The sequence below is a fragment of the Psychrobacillus mangrovi genome, from assembly GCF_037104765.1.
GTDB classification, from domain to species: domain Bacteria; phylum Bacillota; class Bacilli; order Bacillales_A; family Planococcaceae; genus Psychrobacillus; species Psychrobacillus mangrovi.
The window spans coordinates 41,002-65,175 of sequence record NZ_JBAWSY010000019.1; the positions used below are offsets into that span (position 1 = coordinate 41,002).

Sequence of the window (24,174 nt, forward strand, 5' to 3'; positions counted from 1 at the left end):
TTTTTAATTAATTCGCCTATCGAATAGTATGTCTTCAGTGGTTTATATACTTCACTACTTTTATTTAAATTCTATTTCCTACTTTCATTGCTTGCCTTTAACAAGAATCTGCCCTATTAAAAAGGAATCAAACCCCTTTTATGGAATACTACAATAAGATCTTAACCCTAAAATCACTTTAATTCTTCTTGAACTAACACTTCTCTTAGTAAATTTTTTCACAATCTTCTCTATTTCTTAACAAAAATATCCAACTTTTCTTATTAAGCGTTATTCAAGATAATAGCCCTTTAATGAAAAATGAGCCCTTATCCTTGTTCAAGGATAGCGCCCGATTGTTGAGTATCTAAAAAGGAATATATAGTTTTTACTCAAGCCATCTACAAGGTTTTATAGTGACGGTACAATAGTCCAGTGCTAATACCTGCTCTAATTGCAATCTCCTGAATACTGGTTTCAGCAAAGCCTTTTATAGCAAATAGTTTTAGCAGCCGAATGGACTTTATTTCTACCTTTTTCCATTATCTTAAAGAAATATATATTATTTTTTCACATATTTCAAAGCCGAAAAATTATTGATTCCAATTTTCTTAGCCCTAATTTCTGGAACGAGGCTTTCTTTTGTACTTTTCAAATCCCAATTTGTTATATAAATTCATTGCCGAAGTATTCGTATCCGCAACCTCTTCAATGACATAATCATTGTACGGAGTGTTTTCAATGATATGATTTATGATTTGAGATGCTACACCCTGTCCTCTAAATTCTGAAGTTGTTCCAACAAACTCAATCGACCCAGTATTGGGAGGGAATTCTTCGAAAGGCGCTTCAAATTCCTTCTTTAGAAAGATACATGCCATGCTTCCCTTGAAAAATCCTAGATGCTTCCTTAATTCCTTTATATTTAATCGAACCGATCAATCGGCTCCATCCGTGCATGCTGTCATTCCACCAATTTTATTATTAGCTATCGCTACATAAAATTGATTCAAAACAAACATATGAGCAAAAGCTTTTGCAATTTTATTTTTATCCTTTGAAAAAAAACGAGCCATTGTGAGAACCCTTCCGAAAAAATCTCAGACATTTGTTTCCTCACATCAAAATTCACTTTATCTGCTTTCACAATAGTAAATTTATAATTCTCAGATTCCATATATTATATTATTCCTTTTTAATGAATGAATATATGATCATTATCATAACCGAAGAATAATTTTTCATTTAAATCTAAATCTTTCATCTTACCAAGGTAACTCTTTGCATTTTCCCTCCTGTTTGAAAAAATAAAAAAACAACCTCTTTGGTAAAGAATACCAAAGAGGTTGTTTTTATCAAACTTTATTTCAAAGCTACAATGTGTTTTTTATTATCATATTATAATCCGCATTTTAATTGTGCGTTACAATTAGTGCATGTGTTACATCCGCCCATCTCTTCTACTGTACCTTTTCGGCAAACAGGGCAAGTGTTACCTACTTCAGAACCGATTGTAACATTTGTTGAACGTAAATCTTGTATTGTATCAATTAAAACGATAGGTCGTTTTTCAAATACCTTTTCTTCTTGTCTATGATCGTCAAGCGTATTTTCTTCCGCTTTCAAGGTTAGAACTTGAGAATCTCTACTTCCATCCACATAAACAGTTCCACCTTTAGCTCCACCACTATATAGACGTTCATATACACCTTCTACCTGTTCAACTGTATAGCCTCTTGGTGCATTTACCGTTTTGGAGATAGAACTATCAATCCAACGTTGAATAATACATTGAACATCAGCATGAGCTTCTGGAGCTAGCTCCATAGCAGTAACAAACCATTCAGGTAAATCGTTTTCATCAGCATGTCTGTTTGCTTGTAAGTATTCTTGAACGATATCAGCTTTTACTTCAATGAATTTTCCTAAACGTCCACTTCTATAATATGTGAAAGAATAATAAGGTTCTAAGCCTGTAGAGACACCTACCATTGTTCCAGTAGATCCTGTTGGTGCAACTGTTAGTAAATGTGAATTTCTAATTCCATTTTCTAATATAGTGTTTCTAATTTCCTCTGGCATAGATTGCATAAAACCAGTTTCTGTAAATGCTTTACGAAGGCGATTTGTTTCTTCTTCTGTTTCAGCCGTTAAAAATGGGAAACTTCCTCGTTCTACCGCTAAGTTAGCTGAAGTTTCATAGGCAGCAATAGCAATCGTTTTAAATACCTCGTCAACGAGAATATTTCCTTCCTCAGATCCGTACTCTTTTTCACAATAAATTAGAAGATCCGCTAGTCCCATAACCCCAAGACCTACACGTCTTTCTCCTAAAGCTTGTACTTTATTTTCTTCTAAGAAATATGGAGTAGCATCTATTACATTATCCTGCATACGAACTCCAACACTTACAGTTTCTCTTAATGCTTCAAAGTTTACCGTTTTTGTTCCTTTGTTTGCAAATTGAGCTAAGTTAACAGCTGCTAAGTTACATACAGAATATGGTGCAAGCGGCTGTTCACCACATGGATTCGTAGCAACAACTTTTTGTCCGTACGCTTTTGCATTTGTTTTTTCATTTGCATTATCAATAAAGAAAATACCTGGCTCTGCAGAATAAGTAGCACAAATATTAATTAAATTCCATAAATCTTTTGCTTTTACTGTGCGATATGTTCGAACAGCATAGCCCATTTTCTCCCATTCACGGACATCTCCAACCTCATGCCAATGTTTGTTATAAAATACCATTTCTTCTGGAGAATATGTTTCAATTGCAGGGAAACGCAGTTCAAAGTCTGCATCTTCCTCCACAGCTTTCATGAAGTCGTCTGTCAATGTGACAGAGATATTTGCACCAGTTAAAAATTCAGGATTGTGAACAGTAAAATTACCACCATCACGAAGTTTTGTCTCTGCTTCGCGAATGATATCATCGCTGAAGCCACCTAATCCAGGAATCGCTTTATAATTAACTATTCCTTGATACATTGCTTCTTCTTGAAGAGTTAATGGTGTAAATTTTAGCTTATCCTTCGCTAATTGTTTAATAGTCGCATCATTCGTATTTTCAATTAAAAAACGAAGAATTCGAGGATTTTGCATTTTGGAGATAATAAATTCTGCAATATCCGGGTGCCAATCGGCTAGCATTATCATTTGTGCCCCTCTTCGTGATCCGCCCTGCTCCACTAAGTGAGTCAGTTTAGCAATATCATCTAGCCATGATACTGAACCGGATGACTTACCATTTACACCTCTAGCTAGTGTATTACGTGGACGAAGCGTAGAACCGTTCGTTCCAACACCACCACCGCGACTCATTATTTCCATTACTTGTTTGCGGTGGTCACTGATTCCCTCGCGTGAATCAGGAACAAATGGCATTACGTAGCAATTAAAGTAAGTAACATCTGTACCTGTACCTGCTCCATAGAGTACACGTCCAGCTGGAATAAATTTTAGTGAAACTAATTGTTGGTAGAACTTTTCAAACCATTCCTTGCGTTTTTCCTCTGTTTTTTCGACCGAAGCTAGTCCAGTTGCATTACGTTTAGCAATTTGCTCGTAATACACTTCCAATGGTTTCTCAATAACATTAAGGGAACGTTTTACAATTCCTTCTTGTAGTTCATCTTGATCATCAATTGCACTTCGATAATCTTCTTCAATCAATACTTCTGCTGTTTTTGTCGAATGATCGATTGAAACTATGTGACCTAAGCCACGTGCAGGAAATTTCGGATCTGCTTTTACAGTAAGTACGACAAAATCTCCTGATTTTAGCGTTTTCTTTTCCGTATCCTTAAATGAATAACGGTCAATCATTACTAGTCGGGAAACACCTTTGTGCGTCAATTTCATGTCTTCTGTAATTGGATGTACTTGTGGAAATAGTTGAATGTCTTTGTTTAACTGATCAATGTTAATGGTTGCATTATTGTTCTGAGATGCTAATACCATCATAATTGCCTCCCTTATATTTAAAAATAAAACACACCATATAGTGTATGATTATTTTTAAACCATACTATATGTTGTGTTGTTTTGCAAATATATGAATTCCGCTAAAAGTCATATGTAGCAATAGTCAACGGACTAATTTCCTAAAAAAAATAATTTATTTTTTAAAATTCCATTGATTATTATCATAACGATTTTTTTGCAGCTCGTTTACGTATAATTCTTGTTCTTCTGATAGGGTAAATTCTACTAATTCAATCTGCAACGCATCTTCAAATCCTTTTTTGAATGCTTTTTTACACTCGTCGATTGTTACAGGATTTTGACTAATTTTGTTGATGGCCACAGCTTTTTTAGATAAGCTAGCTTTTACTCTATCACGTAGAGCATCAGAAGAAAATTTAAATGTCTGGATAAGTTTATCTTCATCAAGATCTAACAAGATCGCACCATGCTGTAAAATAACGCCTTTTTGACGTGTTTGAGCACTTCCAGCAACCTTTTTTCCTTCTACTACTAATTCATACCAGCTAGGTGAATCAAAGCAGACAGCGGATTTAGGTTTCTTTAGATTTTGCTTTTTCTCTTCTGTGTCTGGAATGGAAAAGTAAGCATCTAAACCGAGATTTTGAAAACCAAGTAATAAGCCTTCACTTATCACACGATAAGCTTCTGTCACGGTTGCTGGCATATCCGGATAGCTCTCGGTGACAATTACGCTATATGTTAGCTCGTGTTCATGGAGTACGCCTCTTCCTCCAGTAGGTCTACGAACAAACCCGAGGCCCAAACGATTTACTGCATCTAAATCTATTTCTTTTTCAACAGATTGAAAATAACCGATCGATAGAGTTGCTGGATTCCATTCATAAAAGCGAATTACTGGTGGAATCAACCCTTCACTATGCCAATCTAGTAAAGCCTCATCAAGTGCCATGTTATAAGATGGACTACAAGGTCCGGAATTAATAAAGTACCATTTTGTCTTTTCCATCGAATCTTCCCCCTAACAACGTTATTCATTTTATCAAATAGATTGAATTGTATCTAGTTAATCTTTTATAATGAATAAGGAAACATAGAAAGGGGAAAGACCGTGTCTACTACTTTATACTTTTTAATAGCAGTAATTGTTGTGTTATTAGTTTATGCTGGTGTTCAAGCATTCCGACTAAAAAAAGCAGTTACAAACCTTACGCAAGAACAATTCATTGAGGGATATCGAAAAGCTCAATTAATCGACGTAAGAGAACCAAAAGAATTTGATGCAGGTCATATTCTAGGAGCTAGAAATATTCCATCTTCTCAGCTTCGACAACGTTTTAAAGAAATTCGTCCTGATAAACCAGTTTATCTATATGATCAAAACGGTGCAAGAAGCGCACGCGCAGCCATGTTCCTTAAGAAAAAAGGATATACCCAATTAAACCAACTTCAAGGCGGATTCAAAACTTGGACTGGTAAAATTAAATCTAAATAATATATAAAGGTTCTTCTTTTCATTAGAGGAACCTTTTTTCTTTCAACACTCACTAAATTTTCTGGAGGTATAGAATGAAAGAGAAAACGTTATTTTCACATCACGAGGATTTTAGAACTACTCTCCCTAATTATGAGGACTTTGCACTTGTTTCCAAAAGGATTATTTGGGCCTTAAATGAAAGAAAACAAGGTGATTGGAAAAATATTTCAATCGGAGAAACAATAACTCAACTTGATGCAAACTTACTTGATATGATGGAAAAAAACTTATTAACCTATGAAACACTTGGCTATATATTCGAAACGCAGCCTTTAGGTAAAATTGTAAGTAAATCTTCTCTAAATGTAGGCACAGGTTTAGAAATTACCGAAACCTTTGAAAATAAACTTATCTACTTTCCAGAATATGATGTAGGAATGACATTATCATTTAACTATTCATCAAGTCATAGTTGGCCTGAATATCGTTTCTTTTCTCTGTCAGCAGAAAAAGCACTTATATTTTTAAACGAAATCAACGAAAAGTTAAGACAATTACTCATGCAATCCATTACTTATTTAGTTGATACAGAAAATGGAGTCCAACGAAGAAATTATGGCGAACAAGCTGTTGTAAATAGAGAAGACGTATTATTAGCAGATAGTATTAAGCAAGATATATTTCGTTCTATCGATGAATTCTTTAAGCAAGACGGACAATTCTTCAAAGAATATGGCTTACCCTATAAAAGAGGAATTTTACTGTATGGTAGTCCTGGTAACGGAAAAACAACCTTGGTTAAATCTATTACAGGCTCAACAAAAGCACCGGTTGTTTATTGGCAAATAACTGAGTTTACTGGAAGTCACTCAATTCAGGAAGTCTTTGGCATCGTTACAAGACTTGCCCCTGCAATTCTTGTTATCGAAGATATCGATTCCATGCCTGAATACACGAGATCCGTCTTTTTAAACACGCTAGATGGCGTTCAATCTCGAGAAGGGTTATTTATCATCGGAACGACAAACTACCCGGAAAAAATCGATCCTGCGCTTATAAATAGAGCTGGACGTTTTGACCGTGCATACGAAATACCATCTCCTTCGGATAAAGTACGAGAACACTACTTGCGAAAGTTAGATATTAAACATATTTTTACGGATGAACAATTTACAGATATGGCTAGACGCTCTAAAGGACTTTCCGTGTCTCAACTGAACGAATTGTACATGTCGGTTGCGTTGAATTGGCATTATGATGGAAAACTGGCATATGAAGAGCGAATTGAAGAGTTGCTAAAACAAAACAAAAGATCCATGAAAAAAGAATGGGAGAATGACGAACATTCTATTGGATTTTAAATCAAAGAAGAAAATAGGTTCTATTGGACATATTAGACTGTGGACATTATATTCTATAGTTTAGTAGATTATATTGTTCATGGAATCATTCAGTTGATTGAAACGGAGGGCGGCGACTCCAGCGGGAATAGCGTGTTCAGGTGAGACCCCGCAGGAGCTAGCGACGAGGAGGCTCACGGACCGCCCGCGGAAAGCGTCCGACCGCAGTGGAAATGAACGATGAGTTTTATTTCAAAATGGATAGATAAACATTGCAGTTAAGCACTACTTTCGAAGTGATGTACCGGAATGACGAAAAAACAAATCAAGGATGGACAACCTTAAGAGTTCTTAAAAATTGGCCATGAAGACGATACTAACTATTGCTGCAATTTATATAAATAAATTCGCCACTTGCACAGCCCAAACAGCAATATATTGAAAAATACTTGAAGAGTATGCCTTGCAAAAACACATCTTTTGTTTACCTAAAAAAACATATTAAAAAGACAAAAGGTATCGAGAGGACACCCTCTTGATACCTTTTGCCGACAGTCTGAAAAGCGATCCATCTCGGATCGCTTTTCTATTATTAAGCTTTAGTATAGCGTAACACTGGATGACGGGCAGCTTTCGTCTCGTCTAAGCGGTTGATTACTGTCGTATGTGGTGCATTTTGAACGATTTCAGGATTTTCTTCTACTTCTTTTGCAATTTGTATCATTGCATCACAGAAAGCATCTAATGTTTCTTTTGATTCTGTTTCTGTCGGCTCGATCATCATACCTTCTTCTACATTTAATGGGAAGTAGATTGTCGGAGGATGATATCCGAAGTCAAGCAGACGTTTTGCCATATCAAGAGTCCGAACCCCTAATTTCTTTTGGCGACGACCACTAAGTACAAATTCGTGCTTACAATGGCGATTATATGGTAAATCAAAATGCGCTTCTAAACGTCTCATCATATAGTTTGCATTTAAAACTGCGTATTCAGTTACAGCTTTAAGACCATCTGGACCCATTGAACGAATGTAAGTATATGCACGAACATTAATTCCAAAGTTGCCGTAGAATGGTTTTACACGACCAATTGTCTGTGGACGATTATAGTCAAATTTATACTGATCATTTTCTTTTACAAGAACTGGGCTTGGTAGGAATGGAATAAGATCAGCTTTAACTCCAACTGGGCCTGAACCCGGACCACCGCCACCATGAGGACCTGTAAATGTTTTATGCAGGTTTAAATGAACGCAGTCAAAGCCCATATCTCCAGGACGCGCTTTAGACATAACTGCATTTAAGTTAGCTCCATCATAGTAAAGTTTTCCACCCACTCCATGAATGATTTCAGCTAATTCTAGAATACTTTCCTCAAATAACCCAAGCGTATTAGGGTTTGTAAGCATAAGAGCTGCTGTATCTGGACCAGCTACACGACGAAGATCCTCTAAATCTACTAATCCATTTTCGTCAGACTTCACTGTAATAGTTTCAAAACCTGCAACAGTAGCAGATGCTGGATTTGTACCATGTGCGGAGTCAGGGACAATTACTTTTGTACGTTGTGAATCTCCATTTGCTTCATGGAAAGCACGAATCATCATTAAAGCAGTCCATTCTCCGTGTGCACCAGCAGCTGGTTGTAAGGTTACTTCATCCATACCAGTAATTTCTACTAAATGTTCTTGCAAATCATACATCAATTCCATTGCACCCTGTACAGTTGACTCGTCTTGTAATGGGTGTACGTTTGCGAATCCAGGGAAACGTGCTACTGATTCGTTAATTTTTGGATTGTATTTCATCGTACAAGATCCAAGTGGATAGAAACCAGTATCTACACCATGGTTACGGTTGGATAGAGCTGTATAGTGTCGCATTATATCAAGCTCTGATACTTCTGGTAGTTCCGCTTCTTCTTCACGAAGCAAGCCCTGTGGTAACAAAGAATTAATATCTATTTCTGGCACATCTAGTTCAGGTAGGCTATACCCTACACGACCTTCTTTTGTCATTTCAAAAATTAGTGGTTGGTTATCCTTATGCATAAAGAGCCCCCATTTCTTGCACGAGTGCATCTATTTCTTCTTTTGTTCGTTGCTCTGTAACCGCAATTAATACATGACTTTTAAGGTCAGAGATAACACGGCCTAAGTCGAAACCACCGATAATTCCTTTATCAAGAAGTGTTTTGTTTGCATCTGCTACAGAACCATCTACTTTAACAACGATTTCATTGAAATGAGGACCTTGGAAAGGAACTTCAAATCCAGCTTTTTCAAATGCTTGTTTTGCATAATGTGTCTTAGTAATATTTTGAATAGCCATTTCTTTTACACCTTTTTTACCAAGTGCAGTCATTGCTACTGAAGCGGCAAGTGCATTTAACGCTTGGTTTGAGCAGATATTAGAAGTTGCTTTGTCACGTCGAATATGTTGTTCACGAGCTTGTAATGTTAAAACATACCCACGGCGTCCTTCTTCATCTGTCGTTTCCCCTACCAAACGACCAGGTACTTTACGCATAAGTTTTGATGAAACAGCAAAGAAACCACAATGCGGTCCGCCGAATGCTTCAGAAATACCAAAAGGTTGTGCATCCCCAACTGTAATATCAGCACCAAATTTTCCTGGAGGCGTTAAAGCTCCAAGAGCAAGTGGATTTGCAGAAACAACAAACAATGCTTTTTGATCATGTGTTAGTTTCTCTACATTTGCTAAATCTTCAATTTGTCCAAAGAAATTAGGATACTGGACTAACACTGCTGCTGTCTCTTCATCTACTAGTTCCTCTAATTTACCTAGGTCAGTCACACCATCCTTTGTAGGAATCGTAACAACTTGCACGTTTTGACCTTTTGCATACATTTTCACTACGTCAATATACTCTGGATGAACAGCTTCAGAAACTAATAATTTTTTTCTGCGAGTGTGACCAGCTGCCAAGTTACCAGCTTCCGCAAGTGCAGTACCACCGTCATACATGGAAGAGTTTGCAAGATCCATACCTGTAAGCTCACAAATCATCGTTTGAAATTCAAAAATAGCCTGTAATTCACCTTGAGAAATCTCCGGTTGATAAGGTGTATAAGCAGTATAAAATTCAGATCTTGAAATAACGTGATCTACGATTGTAGGCTTAAAGTGATCGTATACACCGGCACCAAGAAAGGAAGCATACTTTTTGCTGTGAGCATTTTTATCAGCAAGAACAGATAATTCTTTTAACAAAGCAGACTCCGCTTTTGCAGGTTTAATATTATATTCCCCTTTAAAACGCACTTTCTCCGGAATGTCTGCAAACAATTCATCAACGGAAGAAATGCCGATGACATCTAGCATTTCCTTTTGATCTTGTTCAGTCATTGGTAAATAACGATGCTTTATCAAATGGACAACCTCTTTCTTTGTCTTATTTTTCTCTTCTGTAAAATGGAGTAGTAACGGTAACCGCTTTTAAACGTTTGTTTCTTATTTCAACTTCTAACTCTTTACCGATTTCAGCAAATGTTGCGTCAATTAATGCTAAACCGATATTTTTTTTGAGTGTTGGCGATTGAGTTCCTGTAGTTACAAACCCAATTTGCTTTTCACCAGCATACACTGGGTACCCAGTACGTGGAATTCCTTTATCAATCATTTCAATTCCAATGCTTTTTCTCGGAACACCATTTTCTTTTTGAGCTGCTAAAACTGATTTCCCATTGAAATCTTGTTCTTTTTTAAGTTTAACAACAAAACCTAATCCAGCTTCAAGTGGTGAAATATCTTTCGAAAGCTCTTGACCGTATAATGGTAAGCAAGCTTCAAATCGTAATGTATCACGCGCACCTAGTCCGCAAGGAAGTAGCCCATCTTCTTTACCAGCTTCTAAAATGCTGCTCCATAAGTCTCTTACATCTTTACTTGCCGCATAAATTTCGAATCCATCTTCTCCTGTATAGCCCGTACGAGATACGAGAACCGATTTTCCTGCTACTTCTACATTGTCAGCAAAACGGAAGAAGCCGATTTCCTCTAAATTTTTGGAAGTAAGCTTTTGTAAAATCGCTTGCGCAAGTGGGCCTTGTAAAGCAAGTAAACCGTATTCATCGGATTTATTTACTAGTTCTACACCTGCAGTCGCGAATTGTTTCATCCAGTCAAAATCTTTCTCAATATTCCCTGCATTTACTACTAATAAATAATGGTTATCTTCTACTTTATACACTAATAAATCATCTACAATGCCGCCATCTTCGTAGCACATTGCTGTATACTGGGCTTGCCCATTTACTAATTTGGAAACATCATTTGTCATTATTTTTTGTAAAAAATCTTCACTTGCTGATCCTTTAACAAAAATTTCTCCCATATGGGAAACATCAAATAATCCCGCTTTTGTTCTAACTGCAGCATGTTCTTCCTTAATGCTAGAAAATTGGACAGGTAATTCCCATCCACCAAAATCAATTGTTTTCCCACCATAAGTTGCATAGTCTTCATATAGAGGTGTACGTTTCAACTGTTCTGACACAAAATTCTCCCCCTTTATAATTTTCACACAAAAAAAGACAGAGTGACCCCTTTTAAAAAAACAGGGGTTCTCTGTCCTGGCACCTGAAAGTTTACCGAAACGGCTTTCCTCTTTGGTGGCTTTGCGTGATACTAAACGAAAGCACTCTCCAGAGTTGCGTCCTATACGAGTTCTTTTGCCTGAGAGATTCATAAAATACTTTATTTGCTCCTTCGGCGACGCACTAAAGGCGTTCTCTCCCCGTATACTCATCCGCTAAATCTGTATTTATCACTTGCTTTGTCTATATCCTAACATTGAACACAAAAGTAAGCAATACTTTTTAATAAATTAGTTAAAACACGAACTATTTTTACAATATATTTATTTTCATTCGCCTTTAAGCCTATTTACTTGATATCCAGCATACTCTGTAACTTGTCGTAAATGACGATTTCCCGTCAATATGGTAATATGTGCAGCTTTTTTATAATTTCTACGTCTTTTCTTATATAGCTGTTCCAGTTCCTCTTTCGTGCTATTTTGAACGACGGGTCTGTTTTTGTCATTTTTCACTCGCATCCAAATATCTTGAAAAGTAGCATCTAAGTACAAAACCAGCCCGGTTTTTCGCATAATGCGAATATTTTCCTCATTCATCGCAACTCCGCCACCCGTAGAAATAATACAGGATTCATTACGAAAGTTTTGAAGAAAATCTGTTTCTATCTTACGAAAATACGCTTCTCCTTCTTGCTCAAATATTTCGGGTATGGACCTTTTTTCCTTTTTGACAAGCTCTTTATCCATATCATAATAGGGCATCTTCAATAAATAGCTCAGTCTTCTCCCAACCGCACTTTTTCCACTACCCATAAACCCAACTAAATATACTTTGTACACGATTCACCAACTCACTGCTACCAGTATTATTTTTTGTTTGCATTGAAAATTTCTATTCTTTTGATAGTAGCATTAATATTGTTCAATTCCAACGAATCATATGTTCGGTATTTTGATTGATATGCAGCAGAAACAGACAAAATCGAAAGAGATACAAATAACAGAAGTAATATAGAAGCAGGTAATAGAACGCCTTTTTCATTCTGAATTAAACGTAACATAAAATGTATGCTCCTTTTTTACTCCATTCATAAACTCGACAGAAAAATATAATAGTCGATCTTCTATGCTTGTGTTTATAGTTTTCACCTGAAGTAACATTTGTTCATGACCTACCCTATTTTTTTGTTTACGGATTAGATTTTGATAAATTTCTATATCATATTCATCGCCATTCTTTTTAAAACGTATCCCTTTATTTCCTGTTTGCACTATTATCATATCTAAATCGATTAAATAGTTTTCAACGTCCTCTACAAACAAAGCCCACTCTGTTTCGGTTGGATTTGTTACTGTTTCCTCCATCAAATATAACCACCCTATAGATATAGCAAATACATGAGAAAAAAGCATAAGCACAGATAATTGAATGATAGCTTCAATTAAGGTATATCCATTTTCATTATTTTTGTTCAATAAGATATCGATAGGCAATTCATTTTCTCCTCAGTCATCCCTTCATAATTTACACAAATTTGTTGACCATCAATTGAAAATGTATATTCGATTTCGTCAATCCGCATGGAACCATCTAACAAATTTTCTTCGATGTACATTTTTACACCCTCTTTTATAACTACCGACGAATGATATTTTCTTTTTTTCTCTTCAAGTAGCACTACCATATTACTTAAAAGAGGTAGTAACGTAGTTGCAATTAGAAAAATTACACTTAAGGCTACGATTGTTTCTGGCCAGGAAAAACCTTTACTGTTAATCATATCTTAATCTTCCTTTACCGATATAAACATAAACATTCTTAAATCCGTTCTTTGTTTCGAACAAGAGAGTCCCAAACTCTTTTACGGTTCCATTAGGGTGAAAAACTATTTCTTTCAAGTAACTATCTTGAGATAATCGTATCCCTTTCGGCATTTCATATTCAAAATATATTTCATTTGCATTTTTTGCTTTATATTTTGTGCCGTTCTCGAAAAATACTAAACTCATATATTTCCTCTCGGACAAAGCAATACTTTGGAGACTTTGCACATCCAAATGAAATTGTTCAAAAAATCGTTTTTCCTCCATCCTCTCAAATTTAGAAGTACTTACAAAAATTATAGAGGTAGACATCACCATTACGATAGATAAAACAAGTAGCATTTCGATAAATGTAAATCCATTTTCACGCAAAAGGCATTGTTTCATTTTCAATAACTACTGCTCCCGTTATCGTTACACTTCCATCTTTTTCATCAATGATAATTTCCGTACCATTCGGGCAGCTCTCAATTCCTTTTAGATAACCCTCTTTAGTTAAATCCTCTACATTTGGAATTTTTTTAAACTCTATTTTGTATGCTTGAATTTGACCCTCTACCATTTTGGCAAAAGCTTTGCACCCTTTGTCATCAATGGATGCGGAATGTTTCGTCACATTTGGTATTGTTATTAAAATTAAAATAGAAATAATAAGTAAAACAATCATCATTTCTATTAAAGTAAATCCTTTGTTATTTTTCATTAGTTTTCTCAATAGATCCTTCTCCTTTTATACAATATTGATCATTTCATAAATTGGTAACATAATAGCCAAGTATGCTCCGACAATAAAAATGGCAAGTATTAAGAAAAGTGTAGGTTGTAGAATACTTAAGTACTTCGATAACTTTGCTTCTATTGTTTCTGTTACAAACTCACTATACAAACTCAACTCTCTTCCTAAGTAACCACTAAGTTCTCCATGAGTTACAAATTGATGGAAGTCGTTAGTAAAATGGTCTAATAACAATAAAGCATTAGAAAATGACTCTCCATGTACTAGTTTCTCTTTCATTTGCATTGCTATATACTGAAGCGTTTTATGTTCTTCTTGTTTGATCAATGAATCAAATGCTTGCTGCAATGACATACCACTGTCTAATAGCCCCCCCATTTCTCTAGAAAAAACTCTTGTCAAAAAGAGGCGATACCATTTATTTACTAGCGGTATTTTTAAATAAAGAGATATCTGAACCTCTATTTTTTTCCTATTTATCATTTTCACTAAAAACAACATTGCGCCAGAAAAAAACAATAGACCAATCAAAAAATAATTAGGCAATTGCAGTAATACACTTGTCCAAATAATAGAACTATCAGCATCTTCAGTAGCCCTCGTATGTAGTAATGATTCCATGTTAGGCAAGAAATAAATTTTAAAGATCGTAAACAAAAGGAAAATTACTACAAATAAAAATAATGGGTACATTAATAAACTATTTAACCTTTTTCTTGCCTTTTCAAAAATAGCTGCTTGTACACTTAATACAGATACTGTCTCTTGAAGTTTCCCGTGAGTTGTTGCCAAATTTATAGGAAGCAAAAGACGATCAGGAAACCCTAACAACCTAAATACTTCTGTAACACTTAAACCGTTTTTATGCACTTGCGTCATTTTTTGAATGACTACATCAGAGTTTTTTACATGAAATGGCAATAACATTGAGACTGACTCATGGAATGTATAACCTTCCTGTAATAGGTCACTTAATCTCTTTAAAAAGGAAGATTGAATGGGAGATGGAATTGTTTCACTTCTACGAACTATATAGTCATTAATTTTTTTGAATAACACCTTCACGCACACCTCTCTCTATTTGATAAGAAAGTGTTAACGAATAAGGTATCTTAAATTCTGCTCCTGATAGTAGAGAGTTTAAAGCTTCCATCAATAGTTCGTCTGAAATAATTTCAAAAATCGCTGATAATTCTGGCTGTTTAGCATAAGAAACGGTAACTAGTTTTTGCGCAACTAAACCAATAACTGTTTGCTTTAATTCTTCAGCTGAAATACCAAGTGTTATCCTCGAAAAAGTTTGGCGAAGATAATGGAACAAATCGCATGAAACGTGGTATGTCTTCCAACATGTCTGTCTTGAAAAAAATCAAAGCTTGGCGACACAACTAAAGTTGTGCAAAAAGCGTGGCGGGGGAAATTTTCATTCTTCCTCTTTGGCGACACGCAAATCAAAAGCGTGGCGAGGGAAAAACACAACGAGTTCCTAACTTGAAAAGAATCTAAGTTTCCTTACGATAAAGAAGAACATTTGATTGTCCCTGACAACAGGAAAAGAATTCATTTTGAAGAATTCTTGAATAGAGGAGTTGATAGCACTCTTTTTATCGGTCGGGAACAAGGTATGTAAAAAACGAAAATTGAATTGTATTACTTCTCGATTTTTCGGTTGGATATGTAATTTCTAAATGAACAAGTAAAGTGTCACTTTTTAGACTAGAAAAAAAGGAGGGAAAATAGTGGAGAAATTTTTAGCAATCTGTTGTGGTGCATATTTTGTTATTGGATTATTGTGCTTTTGTTATCTGGTGTCAAAAGACAAAATAACTGATTTCACAAAAGGAGATATTGTTTTGGCTGTTGTATTCTTTCCTTACACAATTACCATTGCGATGGCTGGGATCGTGGTATGGCTTTTATTTGTTATTTGGGACCGCCTAAAGTTTACTAGCATTATTAAATGGTGGAGAACACCTATAAGCAATAAAGAACTGTAAGAAAGGAGTAGTATTCGTAAAAAAAACCAAAGAATCGAAATGTATAGCTTCTCGAATCTTTGGTTTAAAAATAGTAATCTATTAACCTTCGGCTCACTCAACCCAAAGAACCTTTTATATCATTTATAAGACTTACTTGAATAGGTCATCAAGAAAAAAGAACGCTCAGAGGCTAAGTTCTGAGCGTTTTTTAGTAAGGATGAGATAGACTTCAACTGTTGATTACAAATTGTTTTCTTTAAAACAACTTGTAAATATATTAATTTTTTTTGTGTTTTGCTTCTCTATTTCCCATTTGTTCAAACATTCGATGTATTTCTTCTTTCGGAATACCCAAAAATTCATCTAACTTCATTTCAGTTAGATATATTTCCTTTTCTTCCTGGTTATCATGCTCTCTCTCGATTTTTCTATTGCACATATCAAATCCCCCCTTTAATTATGTGAAAATTAATACCGAATTCGGCGCAAGTGACACTCCACGTACGTTCAAATAAATCCTCTATATATTTAATATCTTTTGTTTCGTTATATTTCTTCGAATACTTTTCTGCTTCTTCTAAAGTTTGCATATTGTCATATAAACTTTTTTTAATTTGTTCCTCAGAAATATCAAACGTATCTTTTTTACTCATAAAATAAGTAGCATTCATTAAACCAAAAATAATCATAAATTTGATTTCTTTTGTTTGTAAAAAAATTTTTATATCCTCTGGTGACGGTGGCGAATTCTCTGGATGAGTGTGTATATGTAAATATTCTTGAGAAGTGTTACGCATTTCTCTTAAATGTTCACTAATTCTAATTCTTGCTTTTTCCCCATAAATGCGATTTAATTCTTCCAATCCAGACATTAAATTAATTCCTGTTGCAACTTCAACTTTTCTAATCTCTGTTAATATCAGCAGTTCATATTGTATCCTACTAACTTCTTTTTGGATGTTTAATAGGTTGTACTTTTTTAATATTCCCTTCACTCCCGCATTTCCCTTTCGCCTTCAGTTTAATCTAATATATAACAATGAAACATACTGTCAAGAAAAAAATATCTGCAATAAAATATATAAATTCATAGACTATGCAAATTCATAGTTACCTATTGTTAACTTCCCATTTTTCTTATTTTCTATATCCCTCATGGTCAAGCCCTTCCCAGCTAATTTTTTCATTCGGAAATACCAAGATTAGTTCATTCACCAATCATGGAAAACAAACGTGTAATGTACAGTCCATTAACTTCATATGTTTATTGTACATATGAAGGAGGAAGTAATTTGTTTACGTTTAGGAATAAACATGCGAAAGCCATCAAACAGCGCCCAAAAAGAATACATACCCCTCCAACTAATATAGAAATCAAAAACAACTTCGATAGCATGATGGAATTTTCAAGATCAGTATTAAACGAATCAATGAATGTTAAAGAGAGTAAAAATGAAGAGACAGAACATCCCTTAATCGATGTTGTTCGATTGATCGGAAGACAGCTTCAAACTCAGTATTTAACCAATCTGTTATACCCAAGAGACGAAGCACGAATACCCACTTTGTCTCCACAAGAAGTACTTTTCGATCCCTTATCCAGAATTTCTAAGAAGTATATTAATTTTAAGGATGTAATGAGAGAAGTAAAAACGGAAAAAGTAATTTCATTAAATCGAGACCTAGTATTGCCTTGGTCATGGAAAAGATCGAGGTTGGTTACGTGTATTGCTCAAATTGGGGAAGGAAGAAAACGGGGAGAATGGAGTCAAGATCACCGTAATCATATGGTTGATTTATGGTTACCGATGGGAATTGCATGGGTCACTAGTGGAAATCATTCCATATCGACTGGAATTATACAAGGTAAAGGTACAATCATCCCTGAGAATGTGTATGATATTAGTGATGTGTATGAATATGTGTATTGTAATGGCGTTAATTATTACCGAAAAGAAGATGGCAGTATTATTTCTCCAGTTGTGAATGCTGAGTTTGCGGCGATTTTTGAAATAGGTCGTATAATGACCGAGCATTCCATAAGTTATTAAAAGCGAAACTCCACAATCCTAGATAAACAACCTGCCACCCTTTACTCGGGATATAATCTAAGAGACTACCATTTTATATTAGCCTTTTGGCTCGAATATAAGTTCAACTTTCTTTAAATGTACTTCGATAAGCGGATCACTCATATTCTTGTAAGTAGATAAATAGTCCATAACCTGCTGCTTTTTAATATAATTTTTCGGTGGATATTTACCGTTCTTATCAACAGAGTCGATTGTCAATACTTTGTCTTTCAATAATTGGTTGATCTTTTCTTGATGCGCGATACAAGCCCGCTGAAGTTCTTTTCCAAAATACCCTTTTTCGTTTATTCTCCTATAATATAATTCTTTCATCAGTTGATTAACATCTTCATCAAGGATTTTTAACCCATCTACTAAATTAGGATTTCCGTCATGAAAGACTCGTAATCTATCATTAAAAATCAGTTGATAAATATCCTCCACATTCATTTGATCACTCCTAAGTTTAAAACAGGCTTTCTGAATAGTGATACCTTCTCTTTCTATATCAGAGGAAAACGGAAGATATTTCTTTTGAAGTTCTTTTTCAAAACGTTGAATCTCTGTCTTAGGGATATACCATCGTTCATACCCATCGACACTTGGACCATGAATAGGCTTTATCAATTTTGACTCGACCAATGCATTCATGTGCCTGAAATTTAGCCCTAAGTATCTTATCGCTTGATCCAATGTGAAACTCGTTTTCTTCATATTTAAATATGCGTCAATGCTCTCGCGCTCTATTAGGGATATCTTCTTCCCGTTTTTTTCTGTAACATGCAGTTTAATTAAATTGTGCTTGCACAGATTCATCACAGTCTTAAATTCCGTATTAATGTACAGCAAGGCTTCACCTGTGGTTAGAAATTTCTTTTTCTTTATCAAAGGCGGCAAAGCAAATCTCTGGTTAATATATACATCCTTTTTGTTATTTAAATAATCGGAATAAATCTCGTGATAGTATGTGCCCTTAGTATGCTTAAAGACTTTATTTGTAATCCTATTTTTCTTTACTTTTGTGGAGGACGCATGTTTCAGTTGCTTATCTGCTTCTTCTACGGCTTCAATGAGATTGGTAAAATCCTTTGATGGATGCAGCGTCAGAAAATGTAACGTATTGACTATCAGATTATATTTGTTTAGGTCAATTTTTTTTATATTCGGACCAACCATATCAAATGGATCCTTTAAGCGAAACAGACGAGATGCGGCAAATACGTTCGAATCTATCCCTCTTACCAACAAGCTAAACGCGTAAAAAAAATCGAGATACTCATCCTTTGTTAAATATGTTTGGTCTTCTCTACTTATTTGCTGGCGGTCGCCTAAAAGAAATTCCTGAAATGCAGTTTGCACCTCTAATGTTACAGCATCCACTTTTTTAGCTCTTATTGCCGTGTACTTCTTGCCGCAATGACATAGATTCCGCACTAATCGGGATAAAGGAACATATCTACTGCATTTACACGCTACAACTAGCTCTTTTTTATGTTTGACACAAGTAGTCACATAACTTACATCCCAGTATATACGATGAAAAAAATCTTCTTTCAAACACTCTGGGCAAAACTTGGTACAGTATCGATGATAATGCTTTCGATATTTGGCGCGCCGCTTATTGGATTTTATATCTTCGCGTATGAGTAAGTCGTCAAATTGATTGACGATTAATGGCTGGATATCTATCTTCATCTTACTTAACAAGTCCGTTACAAAATCTACCCAATACAAGTCGGGATGGATTTCATTGCAATTTTCATCATAAGCGGCGGATTTAAACTCCGTAAACATAGACCCCAAGTGGTCATAATGGTTGATAATTGCCAACCTATGCAAAAAGGAGTAAAGACTTTCTTGTTCTTTGGGTTTGTCTCTATTTAAGGGAAGTTTTTGATACATCTTCCTGTACCTCTCTTTCAAAAAAATTTGCCCCATAACCTGCATATGGGGCAATGTATTTACCTTTTACCTAAACGGATTTCTGCCGTTCATAATAGAGGAGTGCATGTCAAACGACTCTGCGAAGTACTCAACACCAATCTTTTCCTGATTTTCCTCCACCGCAAAGTTTGCTGCCGTCCGAATCAGCTTCATTACTGCATTCATATTTCCTTTGGTCGCACCCTCGAACTTCTCCCACATTCCTCTTTCCTTCAAGCCTGCCAGGTTTTCAAACGGAAGACTTTTATCAATGTTGTTTAGTAATATTCGAAAATTATCGGTGGATTTTGGATTGTTACAACGATAACCTGTTAGGTGATAATTAAACGAAAAACGTCTTTTTAATTGCCCATTTGCCGTCAGCACTCGTTCCGATTCATCCATTCCCAGCAACACAACAGGAACTTTTGTCGAATTAATAATCGATTTAAAACAATCCGCTACATTTTGATTAACTTTGTCATTGCCATCCTTGTTAACGAAATGTTGAAACTCATCTAACATGATTAATTCAACTTCTGAATCACCAATTAACTTGATAAGTCGATGTTGTTTATTTCCGATAGTCCCTTTTGTAGGATTTGATTCATCGAGATGATCTAGCATACTTTCTAAAAAGGTATTGATAGTGGTTGGAGATGGAATATCACCTGCTAAAATTGCCACTTTGGTGGTTCGCTCTAATGGAACAATTCTTTGGTGTTCTTGTAGATACATTTCCATAATGGATGATTTGCCCGTGCCATAGTTACCTGTAATCAATAAACACTGGGGTTCACTATAATTTTGGTGCGTTTTATGACACATTCTGATTAAATCAAGTGCCTTTTTAAATTCAGGGTGTACAATACGTAGCGTATCAATTGCTTTCAATTTTTCTTCTTTTGTTAATAACGAAACTTCTTCATGAGTACTTGACATGGACTGCCTCCCATTCTGTATCATCGATCTCTTCATTTTCGTAATATTCGGTCTTCTCCAGTGACACTTCGGCTATTTTAGTAGCTGATTCAACTATTTCCTTTTCCTCTTCTGGCGTTCCTTCTACCTCTTCAGCAACCTCCTTGTTCTGCAACAACTTGTTCGAACCATCCCCAGCCATTCGTGCCGCTTGTTGTCTTTCCCTTTTCGTTAGGTTTGCGCTTTCTACCTTCTCCCTGGATCTTGCTTTGGCTGCTGCAATCTCACTTAAATTGACACTGCCATTCGCTTCAATCCTTGCTTCTTTCACAAATAGGTTATGTGAATATTCGTTTAAATTCCGTGAATATTCTTGATCTGTGTTCAGAGCCTCCACGTATAACAGGTTCAGTTCATCATAAACGTAAATCTTGGAAAGATCGCTCGGATCATATTTGAACTTCACTTTGTTTCCTTTGCCTTTCACGCCCAGTTTAATTCTGAGGGCTTTCAACTCTTCCGATTGGTAAAACAGATGATTCATTCGTATACCAGTACTTTGAATAGAACCATATTCTAATTTCATTAACGCCACTTTCCAATCTAATTTAGAAGGAGGAATAGCAGGAGTGAACCCATTATCTACTGCCTTTTCCCACATCTTTGCAGGAGAAAGTTTATTTCCTCGCTTCTGTTTTGCATAGATATCCACGATAAAAATATGGAGGAGTTCCAGGAAATCTTCGAGCGTTAACGCCGCGTTTTTTTCTGAATCGTAATCACCCTTTTTCACGACATTCGAAAAAGTAGTACCTGGTAACTGGTGGACAAGTCCCTCGTTTAACGTTCGAAAGTGTCGCTCTATACTTCCTTTATACCAAGGTTTCCTAGGTGGATTGTGGACGACTTGTACATCTAGTTGAAAACATGCTTCGTACAGATGTTTACTCTTAAATTCTTTTCCGCGGTCGGTCACCAATAATTCGGGCAGACCATAAGCAAGCCATTCACCTTTAACACTGGGAAACCGTTCTTTCAGATACGTCTTTGGTGCAAAGGCATGCAGCAAGCAGTACATCACGGCTGTGTAGGAGGGATCCTCATGACCCACATAAACACCGAGGGGATATCCCGTGTATTTATCTAAAGCAGTTGTCACGGTAGGTCGCTGAAGTGTATTGCCATTCTTATCTACCAAGATCAAATCGAGCTTCGTATGGTCTATTTCCACTCTTTCCAGTGGGTGCTTTGGTTTATCCAAAATTTTGGAACTTCCATGTTTCTTTCTAGCTTCTGCATGCCCCAGTCTCTTTATGTCCCGATCGTACGAATCTGTATCATCTATTCTCCTTTTTATTGTTGAAATGGAAGGATGTCTTAGTTTCTCCTCATCCTCCTTACGTTCGAGATTTTTAAGATCAATTTTGTTTATAACCGCGTGATGCACATCAACAGCTCTAACACGTTCCCTTTTCTGGTAATAGGTCTCCAATACTTCATCAATGATGAGTTCTACTTCCGCTTGAAGCATTTTTTCTTTTGGACCTGAGTTCCGTGTATTACTCACAAGTGAATGAATACTACCATCTGATCTCTTATAGTCTAATAGCCATCGATAAATGGACCTCTCTGATACCTCATAACCCTGTTTCAGTAACTTTTCAATGCGGTCTTTGATGTAGGGTCTTAATTTTTGTTCCTTCACTTCTAACAATGGCTCAATAACAAAGTATTTATATTTTGCATCTTCTTGTTCACTTACAGGCAACATAGAAAAGTCTTGAAAATCAAGTCTCACACCTTTTTTATCCTTATCGCCATGTTGAAATTGTAAGGTGCCTGCTTCCAGGTACTTATAGAGTTCGGTTAAAGAAAACTTTTTCTTAACCGTTCCGAATTCCAAATCTTTAGCTAGATAAACATTCCTCTCCAGTTCATCCTCTACCTCAAAGAATCGTTCATTCAACTTAAACCTTGTTCCGATCCCAATATATAACCTCATGAATTACCCTCCTTCTGATGGAAGATGCATTATTTTCTAATCCACGCTGGCGGGAATGCATCATTTTAGTTCTCCTTTTCTCCAAGCTCCCTCAGCTTTTTTTCTTTCTTTCAACAAAAGTTTTTCTACACGTGCAATCAATTGTTCCACTTTAAACCTTACAGCTCTAATTGCTTCGATATCAATCTTCTCCTCTTCGAATTTATCTAGTATTGCTTTGTGGGTATGTTCATTTAAACCTTCCGAGTATTCCTCGTTTAAACACAAAACTTCAAAATAAGAATTAGCCAAAGGGTCATAGACAAATATTTTAGAAATATCGGTCGGATCATATTTTATCTCCAATGAATTTTTTCGACCCTTAGCAGTATATTCATGTAGAAATTCCACCAGTTTTTCTGATTGATAATAGAGTTGTTTAAAACGAATTCCCATTCCAGTAATTCTTCCGTTGCCTGTTTTCATTAATGCGGTCTTCGAAGCAACACTAGAAGGTACAACCCGAGACTCTTTCCAAAGTTTAACTGGTACTCCACCTACACTTTTGTTAAAACAAATAGGATACAAATCAACCATCCATACATGAATGCATTCTAGAAGTGTACTGTAACTGACTGTTGAACAATTAAATTCGCTTTCTTCAAATGCCGATAAGGATGCACTCGACCAAAATGTTTTATGAAGTAAACTTTGGTTGATAGTTCTGAAATGACGTTCGATTGCCCCTTGAAAATAAGTGTCTTTTGCTGGGCATACAAATAGGTCAATCCCCAATTGTTCACAAGCATTAAACAAGTGATCGCCAGCAAATTCATTCCCTCTATCTACTAACAACATTTCAGGTATTCCATAAGCAACCCAGTTGTTCTTTATTTCTGGGTATCTATCTTTCAAATAGGTTTTAGGGAAAATAGCATGATTTAACGCATTCATAACAGATGTATAGGATGGGGCTTCAAACCCAGTGTAAAACCCTAATGGGTATCCTGTGTAAACATCCACTATACTTGTTATCCAAGGTCGTCCAAGCGGACGCCTTTCCTTGTCATCCTCTACAAATAAATCTAATTTTGCGAAAACTGCTTGCACTTCTTGTAATGGATGAGTTGGTTTCTCTAGACCTGATGGTTGTTTTTCATTCATCGTATTTTTGCCTCTTTTCTGTTTCAAATTTAACTAATGAACGTATATCCTTGATCAACGGAAGGATGATCCTTCTTTCTTTCCTTCTGTTTCATTAAGCTGCTCTCCCTCCTCTAGTAACTGCAATATCTCCTCCCTTGTAAATATTTTTTTGATCGAGGGAAACTCTCTATCAAATAACGTATAGGTGTTTTTTCTTTTTCCGCTGCTATTTCGTACGGACGATTATTTAACAGAAGTCGAGTCCCTGTCTCAAGGACAATATGA

Annotated in this window: 26 protein-coding genes and 1 riboswitch; of the genes, 4 read left to right on the forward strand and 22 right to left on the reverse strand. The window is 35.8% G+C overall.

Annotation, left to right across the window (positions count from 1 at the left end; all coding sequences use genetic code 11):
* Positions 1-380: 380 nt before the first annotated feature.
* The 5 genes from WAX74_RS21070 to WAX74_RS17495 all read right to left on the reverse strand — a co-directional run bounded on the left by WAX74_RS21070 (position 381) and on the right by WAX74_RS17495 (position 4,936).
* A complete protein-coding gene (locus tag WAX74_RS21070) occupies positions 381-506 on the reverse strand; it encodes a TetR/AcrR family transcriptional regulator (protein ID WP_413788991.1) in 126 nt (41 codons plus the stop codon).
* A gap of 90 nt (positions 507-596) precedes the next feature.
* Entirely contained in the window at positions 597-860 is a 264-nt protein-coding gene (locus WAX74_RS17480; protein ID WP_336498951.1) for a GNAT family N-acetyltransferase, read from the reverse strand.
* A gap of 57 nt (positions 861-917) precedes the next feature.
* The gene (locus WAX74_RS17485; RefSeq protein ID WP_336498952.1) at positions 918-1,055 is read right to left on the reverse strand and encodes a hypothetical protein; all 138 of its coding nucleotides are present in this window, start codon (positions 1,053-1,055) and stop codon (positions 918-920) included.
* Positions 1,056-1,377: 322 nt separating this feature from the next.
* Entirely contained in the window at positions 1,378-3,942 is a 2,565-nt protein-coding gene (locus WAX74_RS17490) for a vitamin B12-dependent ribonucleotide reductase (protein ID WP_336498981.1), read from the reverse strand.
* 157 nt (positions 3,943-4,099) lie between these two features.
* Positions 4,100-4,936 carry a lipoate--protein ligase family protein gene (locus tag WAX74_RS17495; protein WP_336498953.1) on the reverse strand — a complete coding sequence of 279 codons (837 nt, stop codon included), beginning with the start codon at positions 4,934-4,936 and terminating at the stop codon, positions 4,100-4,102.
* A 126-nt stretch (positions 4,937-5,062) separates the two neighbouring features.
* Here WAX74_RS17495 and WAX74_RS17500 point away from each other — a divergent pair, with 126 nt between their 5' ends.
* Positions 5,063-5,422, forward strand: a complete 360-nt coding sequence (locus tag WAX74_RS17500) for a rhodanese-like domain-containing protein (RefSeq protein WP_413788992.1) — start codon at positions 5,063-5,065, stop codon at positions 5,420-5,422.
* 74 nt (positions 5,423-5,496) lie between these two features.
* Entirely contained in the window at positions 5,497-6,765 is a 1,269-nt protein-coding gene (locus tag WAX74_RS17505; protein ID WP_336498955.1) for an ATP-binding protein, read from the forward strand.
* Positions 6,766-7,336: 571 nt separating this feature from the next.
* Here WAX74_RS17505 and gcvPB read toward each other — a convergent pair.
* From gcvPB to WAX74_RS17560, 11 genes are all read right to left on the reverse strand, one after another.
* Complete coding sequence (gcvPB, locus tag WAX74_RS17510) at positions 7,337-8,797, reverse strand: aminomethyl-transferring glycine dehydrogenase subunit GcvPB (protein ID WP_336498956.1); 1,461 nt, start codon at positions 8,795-8,797, stop codon at positions 7,337-7,339.
* Positions 8,790-10,136, reverse strand: a complete 1,347-nt coding sequence (gcvPA, locus tag WAX74_RS17515; RefSeq protein ID WP_336498982.1) for an aminomethyl-transferring glycine dehydrogenase subunit GcvPA — start codon at positions 10,134-10,136, stop codon at positions 8,790-8,792. Before gcvPA ends, gcvPB begins: the two co-directional genes overlap by 8 nt.
* A gap of 25 nt (positions 10,137-10,161) precedes the next feature.
* Positions 10,162-11,265: a glycine cleavage system aminomethyltransferase GcvT gene (gcvT, locus tag WAX74_RS17520; protein WP_336498957.1), complete on the reverse strand. Its 1,104-nt coding sequence runs from the start codon at positions 11,263-11,265 to the stop codon at positions 10,162-10,164.
* Positions 11,266-11,422: 157 nt separating this feature from the next.
* Positions 11,423-11,517, reverse strand: a riboswitch (glycine riboswitch).
* A gap of 117 nt (positions 11,518-11,634) precedes the next feature.
* Positions 11,635-12,147 (reverse strand): shikimate kinase, encoded by a 513-nt coding sequence (locus tag WAX74_RS17525; RefSeq protein ID WP_336498958.1) that lies wholly within the window; start codon positions 12,145-12,147, stop codon positions 11,635-11,637.
* A 26-nt stretch (positions 12,148-12,173) separates the two neighbouring features.
* Complete coding sequence (locus tag WAX74_RS17530) at positions 12,174-12,368, reverse strand: hypothetical protein (protein WP_336498959.1); 195 nt, start codon at positions 12,366-12,368, stop codon at positions 12,174-12,176.
* Positions 12,346-12,801, reverse strand: coding sequence for a competence type IV pilus minor pilin ComGF (gene comGF / locus WAX74_RS17535; protein ID WP_336498960.1), 456 nt, complete (start codon positions 12,799-12,801; stop codon positions 12,346-12,348). Before comGF ends, WAX74_RS17530 begins: the two co-directional genes overlap by 23 nt.
* Positions 12,780-13,088, reverse strand: coding sequence for a hypothetical protein (locus WAX74_RS17540; protein WP_336498961.1), 309 nt, complete (start codon positions 13,086-13,088; stop codon positions 12,780-12,782). Before WAX74_RS17540 ends, comGF begins: the two co-directional genes overlap by 22 nt.
* Positions 13,081-13,518 carry a competence type IV pilus minor pilin ComGD gene (gene comGD / locus WAX74_RS17545; protein WP_336498983.1) on the reverse strand — a complete coding sequence of 146 codons (438 nt, stop codon included), beginning with the start codon at positions 13,516-13,518 and terminating at the stop codon, positions 13,081-13,083. The genes WAX74_RS17540 and comGD overlap by 8 nt, the downstream gene beginning before the upstream one ends.
* A complete protein-coding gene (comGC, locus tag WAX74_RS17550) occupies positions 13,496-13,834 on the reverse strand; it encodes a competence type IV pilus major pilin ComGC (RefSeq protein ID WP_336498984.1) in 339 nt (112 codons plus the stop codon). The genes comGD and comGC overlap by 23 nt, the downstream gene beginning before the upstream one ends.
* 27 nt (positions 13,835-13,861) lie before the next feature.
* A complete protein-coding gene (gene comGB / locus WAX74_RS17555; protein WP_336498962.1) occupies positions 13,862-14,926 on the reverse strand; it encodes a competence type IV pilus assembly protein ComGB in 1,065 nt (354 codons plus the stop codon).
* Complete coding sequence (locus WAX74_RS17560) at positions 14,907-15,188, reverse strand: hypothetical protein (RefSeq protein WP_336498963.1); 282 nt, start codon at positions 15,186-15,188, stop codon at positions 14,907-14,909. Before WAX74_RS17560 ends, comGB begins: the two co-directional genes overlap by 20 nt.
* Positions 15,189-15,606: 418 nt before the next feature.
* Here WAX74_RS17560 and WAX74_RS17565 point away from each other — a divergent pair, with 418 nt between their 5' ends.
* The gene (locus WAX74_RS17565; protein WP_336498964.1) at positions 15,607-15,864 is read left to right on the forward strand and encodes a hypothetical protein; all 258 of its coding nucleotides are present in this window, start codon (positions 15,607-15,609) and stop codon (positions 15,862-15,864) included.
* Positions 15,865-16,123: 259 nt separating this feature from the next.
* On the opposite strand, the gene WAX74_RS17570 is transcribed toward WAX74_RS17565, so the two are convergent.
* Together WAX74_RS17570 and WAX74_RS17575 are read right to left on the reverse strand one after the other, a co-directional pair.
* The gene (locus tag WAX74_RS17570) at positions 16,124-16,285 is read right to left on the reverse strand and encodes a hypothetical protein (RefSeq protein ID WP_336498965.1); all 162 of its coding nucleotides are present in this window, start codon (positions 16,283-16,285) and stop codon (positions 16,124-16,126) included.
* Position 16,286: 1 nt separating this feature from the next.
* On the reverse strand, positions 16,287-16,841 hold the full coding sequence (locus tag WAX74_RS17575; RefSeq protein ID WP_336498966.1) for a hypothetical protein: 555 nt from the start codon (positions 16,839-16,841) through the stop codon (positions 16,287-16,289).
* A gap of 297 nt (positions 16,842-17,138) precedes the next feature.
* Here WAX74_RS17575 and WAX74_RS17580 point away from each other — a divergent pair, with 297 nt between their 5' ends.
* Positions 17,139-17,897, forward strand: coding sequence for a DUF6710 family protein (locus WAX74_RS17580; protein ID WP_336498967.1), 759 nt, complete (start codon positions 17,139-17,141; stop codon positions 17,895-17,897).
* A gap of 78 nt (positions 17,898-17,975) precedes the next feature.
* Here WAX74_RS17580 and WAX74_RS17585 read toward each other — a convergent pair whose 3' ends face one another.
* From WAX74_RS17585 to WAX74_RS17600, 4 genes are all read right to left on the reverse strand, one after another.
* Positions 17,976-19,820, reverse strand: coding sequence for a TniQ family protein (locus WAX74_RS17585; RefSeq protein ID WP_336498968.1), 1,845 nt, complete (start codon positions 19,818-19,820; stop codon positions 17,976-17,978).
* A gap of 66 nt (positions 19,821-19,886) precedes the next feature.
* Positions 19,887-20,783 carry a TniB family NTP-binding protein gene (locus WAX74_RS17590; protein ID WP_336498969.1) on the reverse strand — a complete coding sequence of 299 codons (897 nt, stop codon included), beginning with the start codon at positions 20,781-20,783 and terminating at the stop codon, positions 19,887-19,889.
* Entirely contained in the window at positions 20,767-22,764 is a 1,998-nt protein-coding gene (locus tag WAX74_RS17595) for a Mu transposase C-terminal domain-containing protein (protein WP_336498970.1), read from the reverse strand. Before WAX74_RS17595 ends, WAX74_RS17590 begins: the two co-directional genes overlap by 17 nt.
* Before the next feature lie 60 nt (positions 22,765-22,824).
* On the reverse strand, positions 22,825-23,907 hold the full coding sequence (locus WAX74_RS17600) for a transposase (RefSeq protein ID WP_336498971.1): 1,083 nt from the start codon (positions 23,905-23,907) through the stop codon (positions 22,825-22,827).
* Positions 23,908-24,174: the final 267 nt, after the last annotated feature.

Bases quoted from the DNA above. Each gene is read 5' to 3' on its own strand.
- WAX74_RS17490 (WP_336498981.1), bottom strand. From the start codon at position 3,942: ATGGTATTAGCATCTCAGAACAATAATGCAACCATTAACATTGATCAG.
- WAX74_RS17530 (WP_336498959.1), bottom strand. From the start codon at position 12,368: ATGTTACGTTTAATTCAGAATGAAAAAGGCGTTCTATTACCTGCTTCT.
- WAX74_RS17495 (WP_336498953.1), bottom strand. From the start codon at position 4,936: ATGGAAAAGACAAAATGGTACTTTATTAATTCCGGACCTTGTAGTCCA.
- WAX74_RS17540 (WP_336498961.1), bottom strand. From the start codon at position 13,088: ATGATTAACAGTAAAGGTTTTTCCTGGCCAGAAACAATCGTAGCCTTA.
- WAX74_RS17600 (WP_336498971.1), bottom strand. From the start codon at position 23,907: ATGAATGAAAAACAACCATCAGGTCTAGAGAAACCAACTCATCCATTA.
- WAX74_RS17505 (WP_336498955.1), top strand. From the start codon at position 5,497: ATGAAAGAGAAAACGTTATTTTCACATCACGAGGATTTTAGAACTACT.
- WAX74_RS17590 (WP_336498969.1), bottom strand. From the start codon at position 20,783: ATGTCAAGTACTCATGAAGAAGTTTCGTTATTAACAAAAGAAGAAAAA.
- comGD (WP_336498983.1), bottom strand. From the start codon at position 13,518: ATGAAACAATGCCTTTTGCGTGAAAATGGATTTACATTTATCGAAATG.
- WAX74_RS17585 (WP_336498968.1), bottom strand. From the start codon at position 19,820: ATGTATCAAAAACTTCCCTTAAATAGAGACAAACCCAAAGAACAAGAA.
- WAX74_RS17480 (WP_336498951.1), bottom strand. From the start codon at position 860: ATGGCATGTATCTTTCTAAAGAAGGAATTTGAAGCGCCTTTCGAAGAA.
- gcvPB (WP_336498956.1), bottom strand. From the start codon at position 8,797: ATGCATAAGGATAACCAACCACTAATTTTTGAAATGACAAAAGAAGGT.
- WAX74_RS17485 (WP_336498952.1), bottom strand. From the start codon at position 1,055: ATGGCTCGTTTTTTTTCAAAGGATAAAAATAAAATTGCAAAAGCTTTT.
- WAX74_RS17570 (WP_336498965.1), bottom strand. From the start codon at position 16,285: ATGTGCAATAGAAAAATCGAGAGAGAGCATGATAACCAGGAAGAAAAG.
- WAX74_RS17595 (WP_336498970.1), bottom strand. From the start codon at position 22,764: ATGAGGTTATATATTGGGATCGGAACAAGGTTTAAGTTGAATGAACGA.
- comGC (WP_336498984.1), bottom strand. From the start codon at position 13,834: ATGAAAAATAACAAAGGATTTACTTTAATAGAAATGATGATTGTTTTA.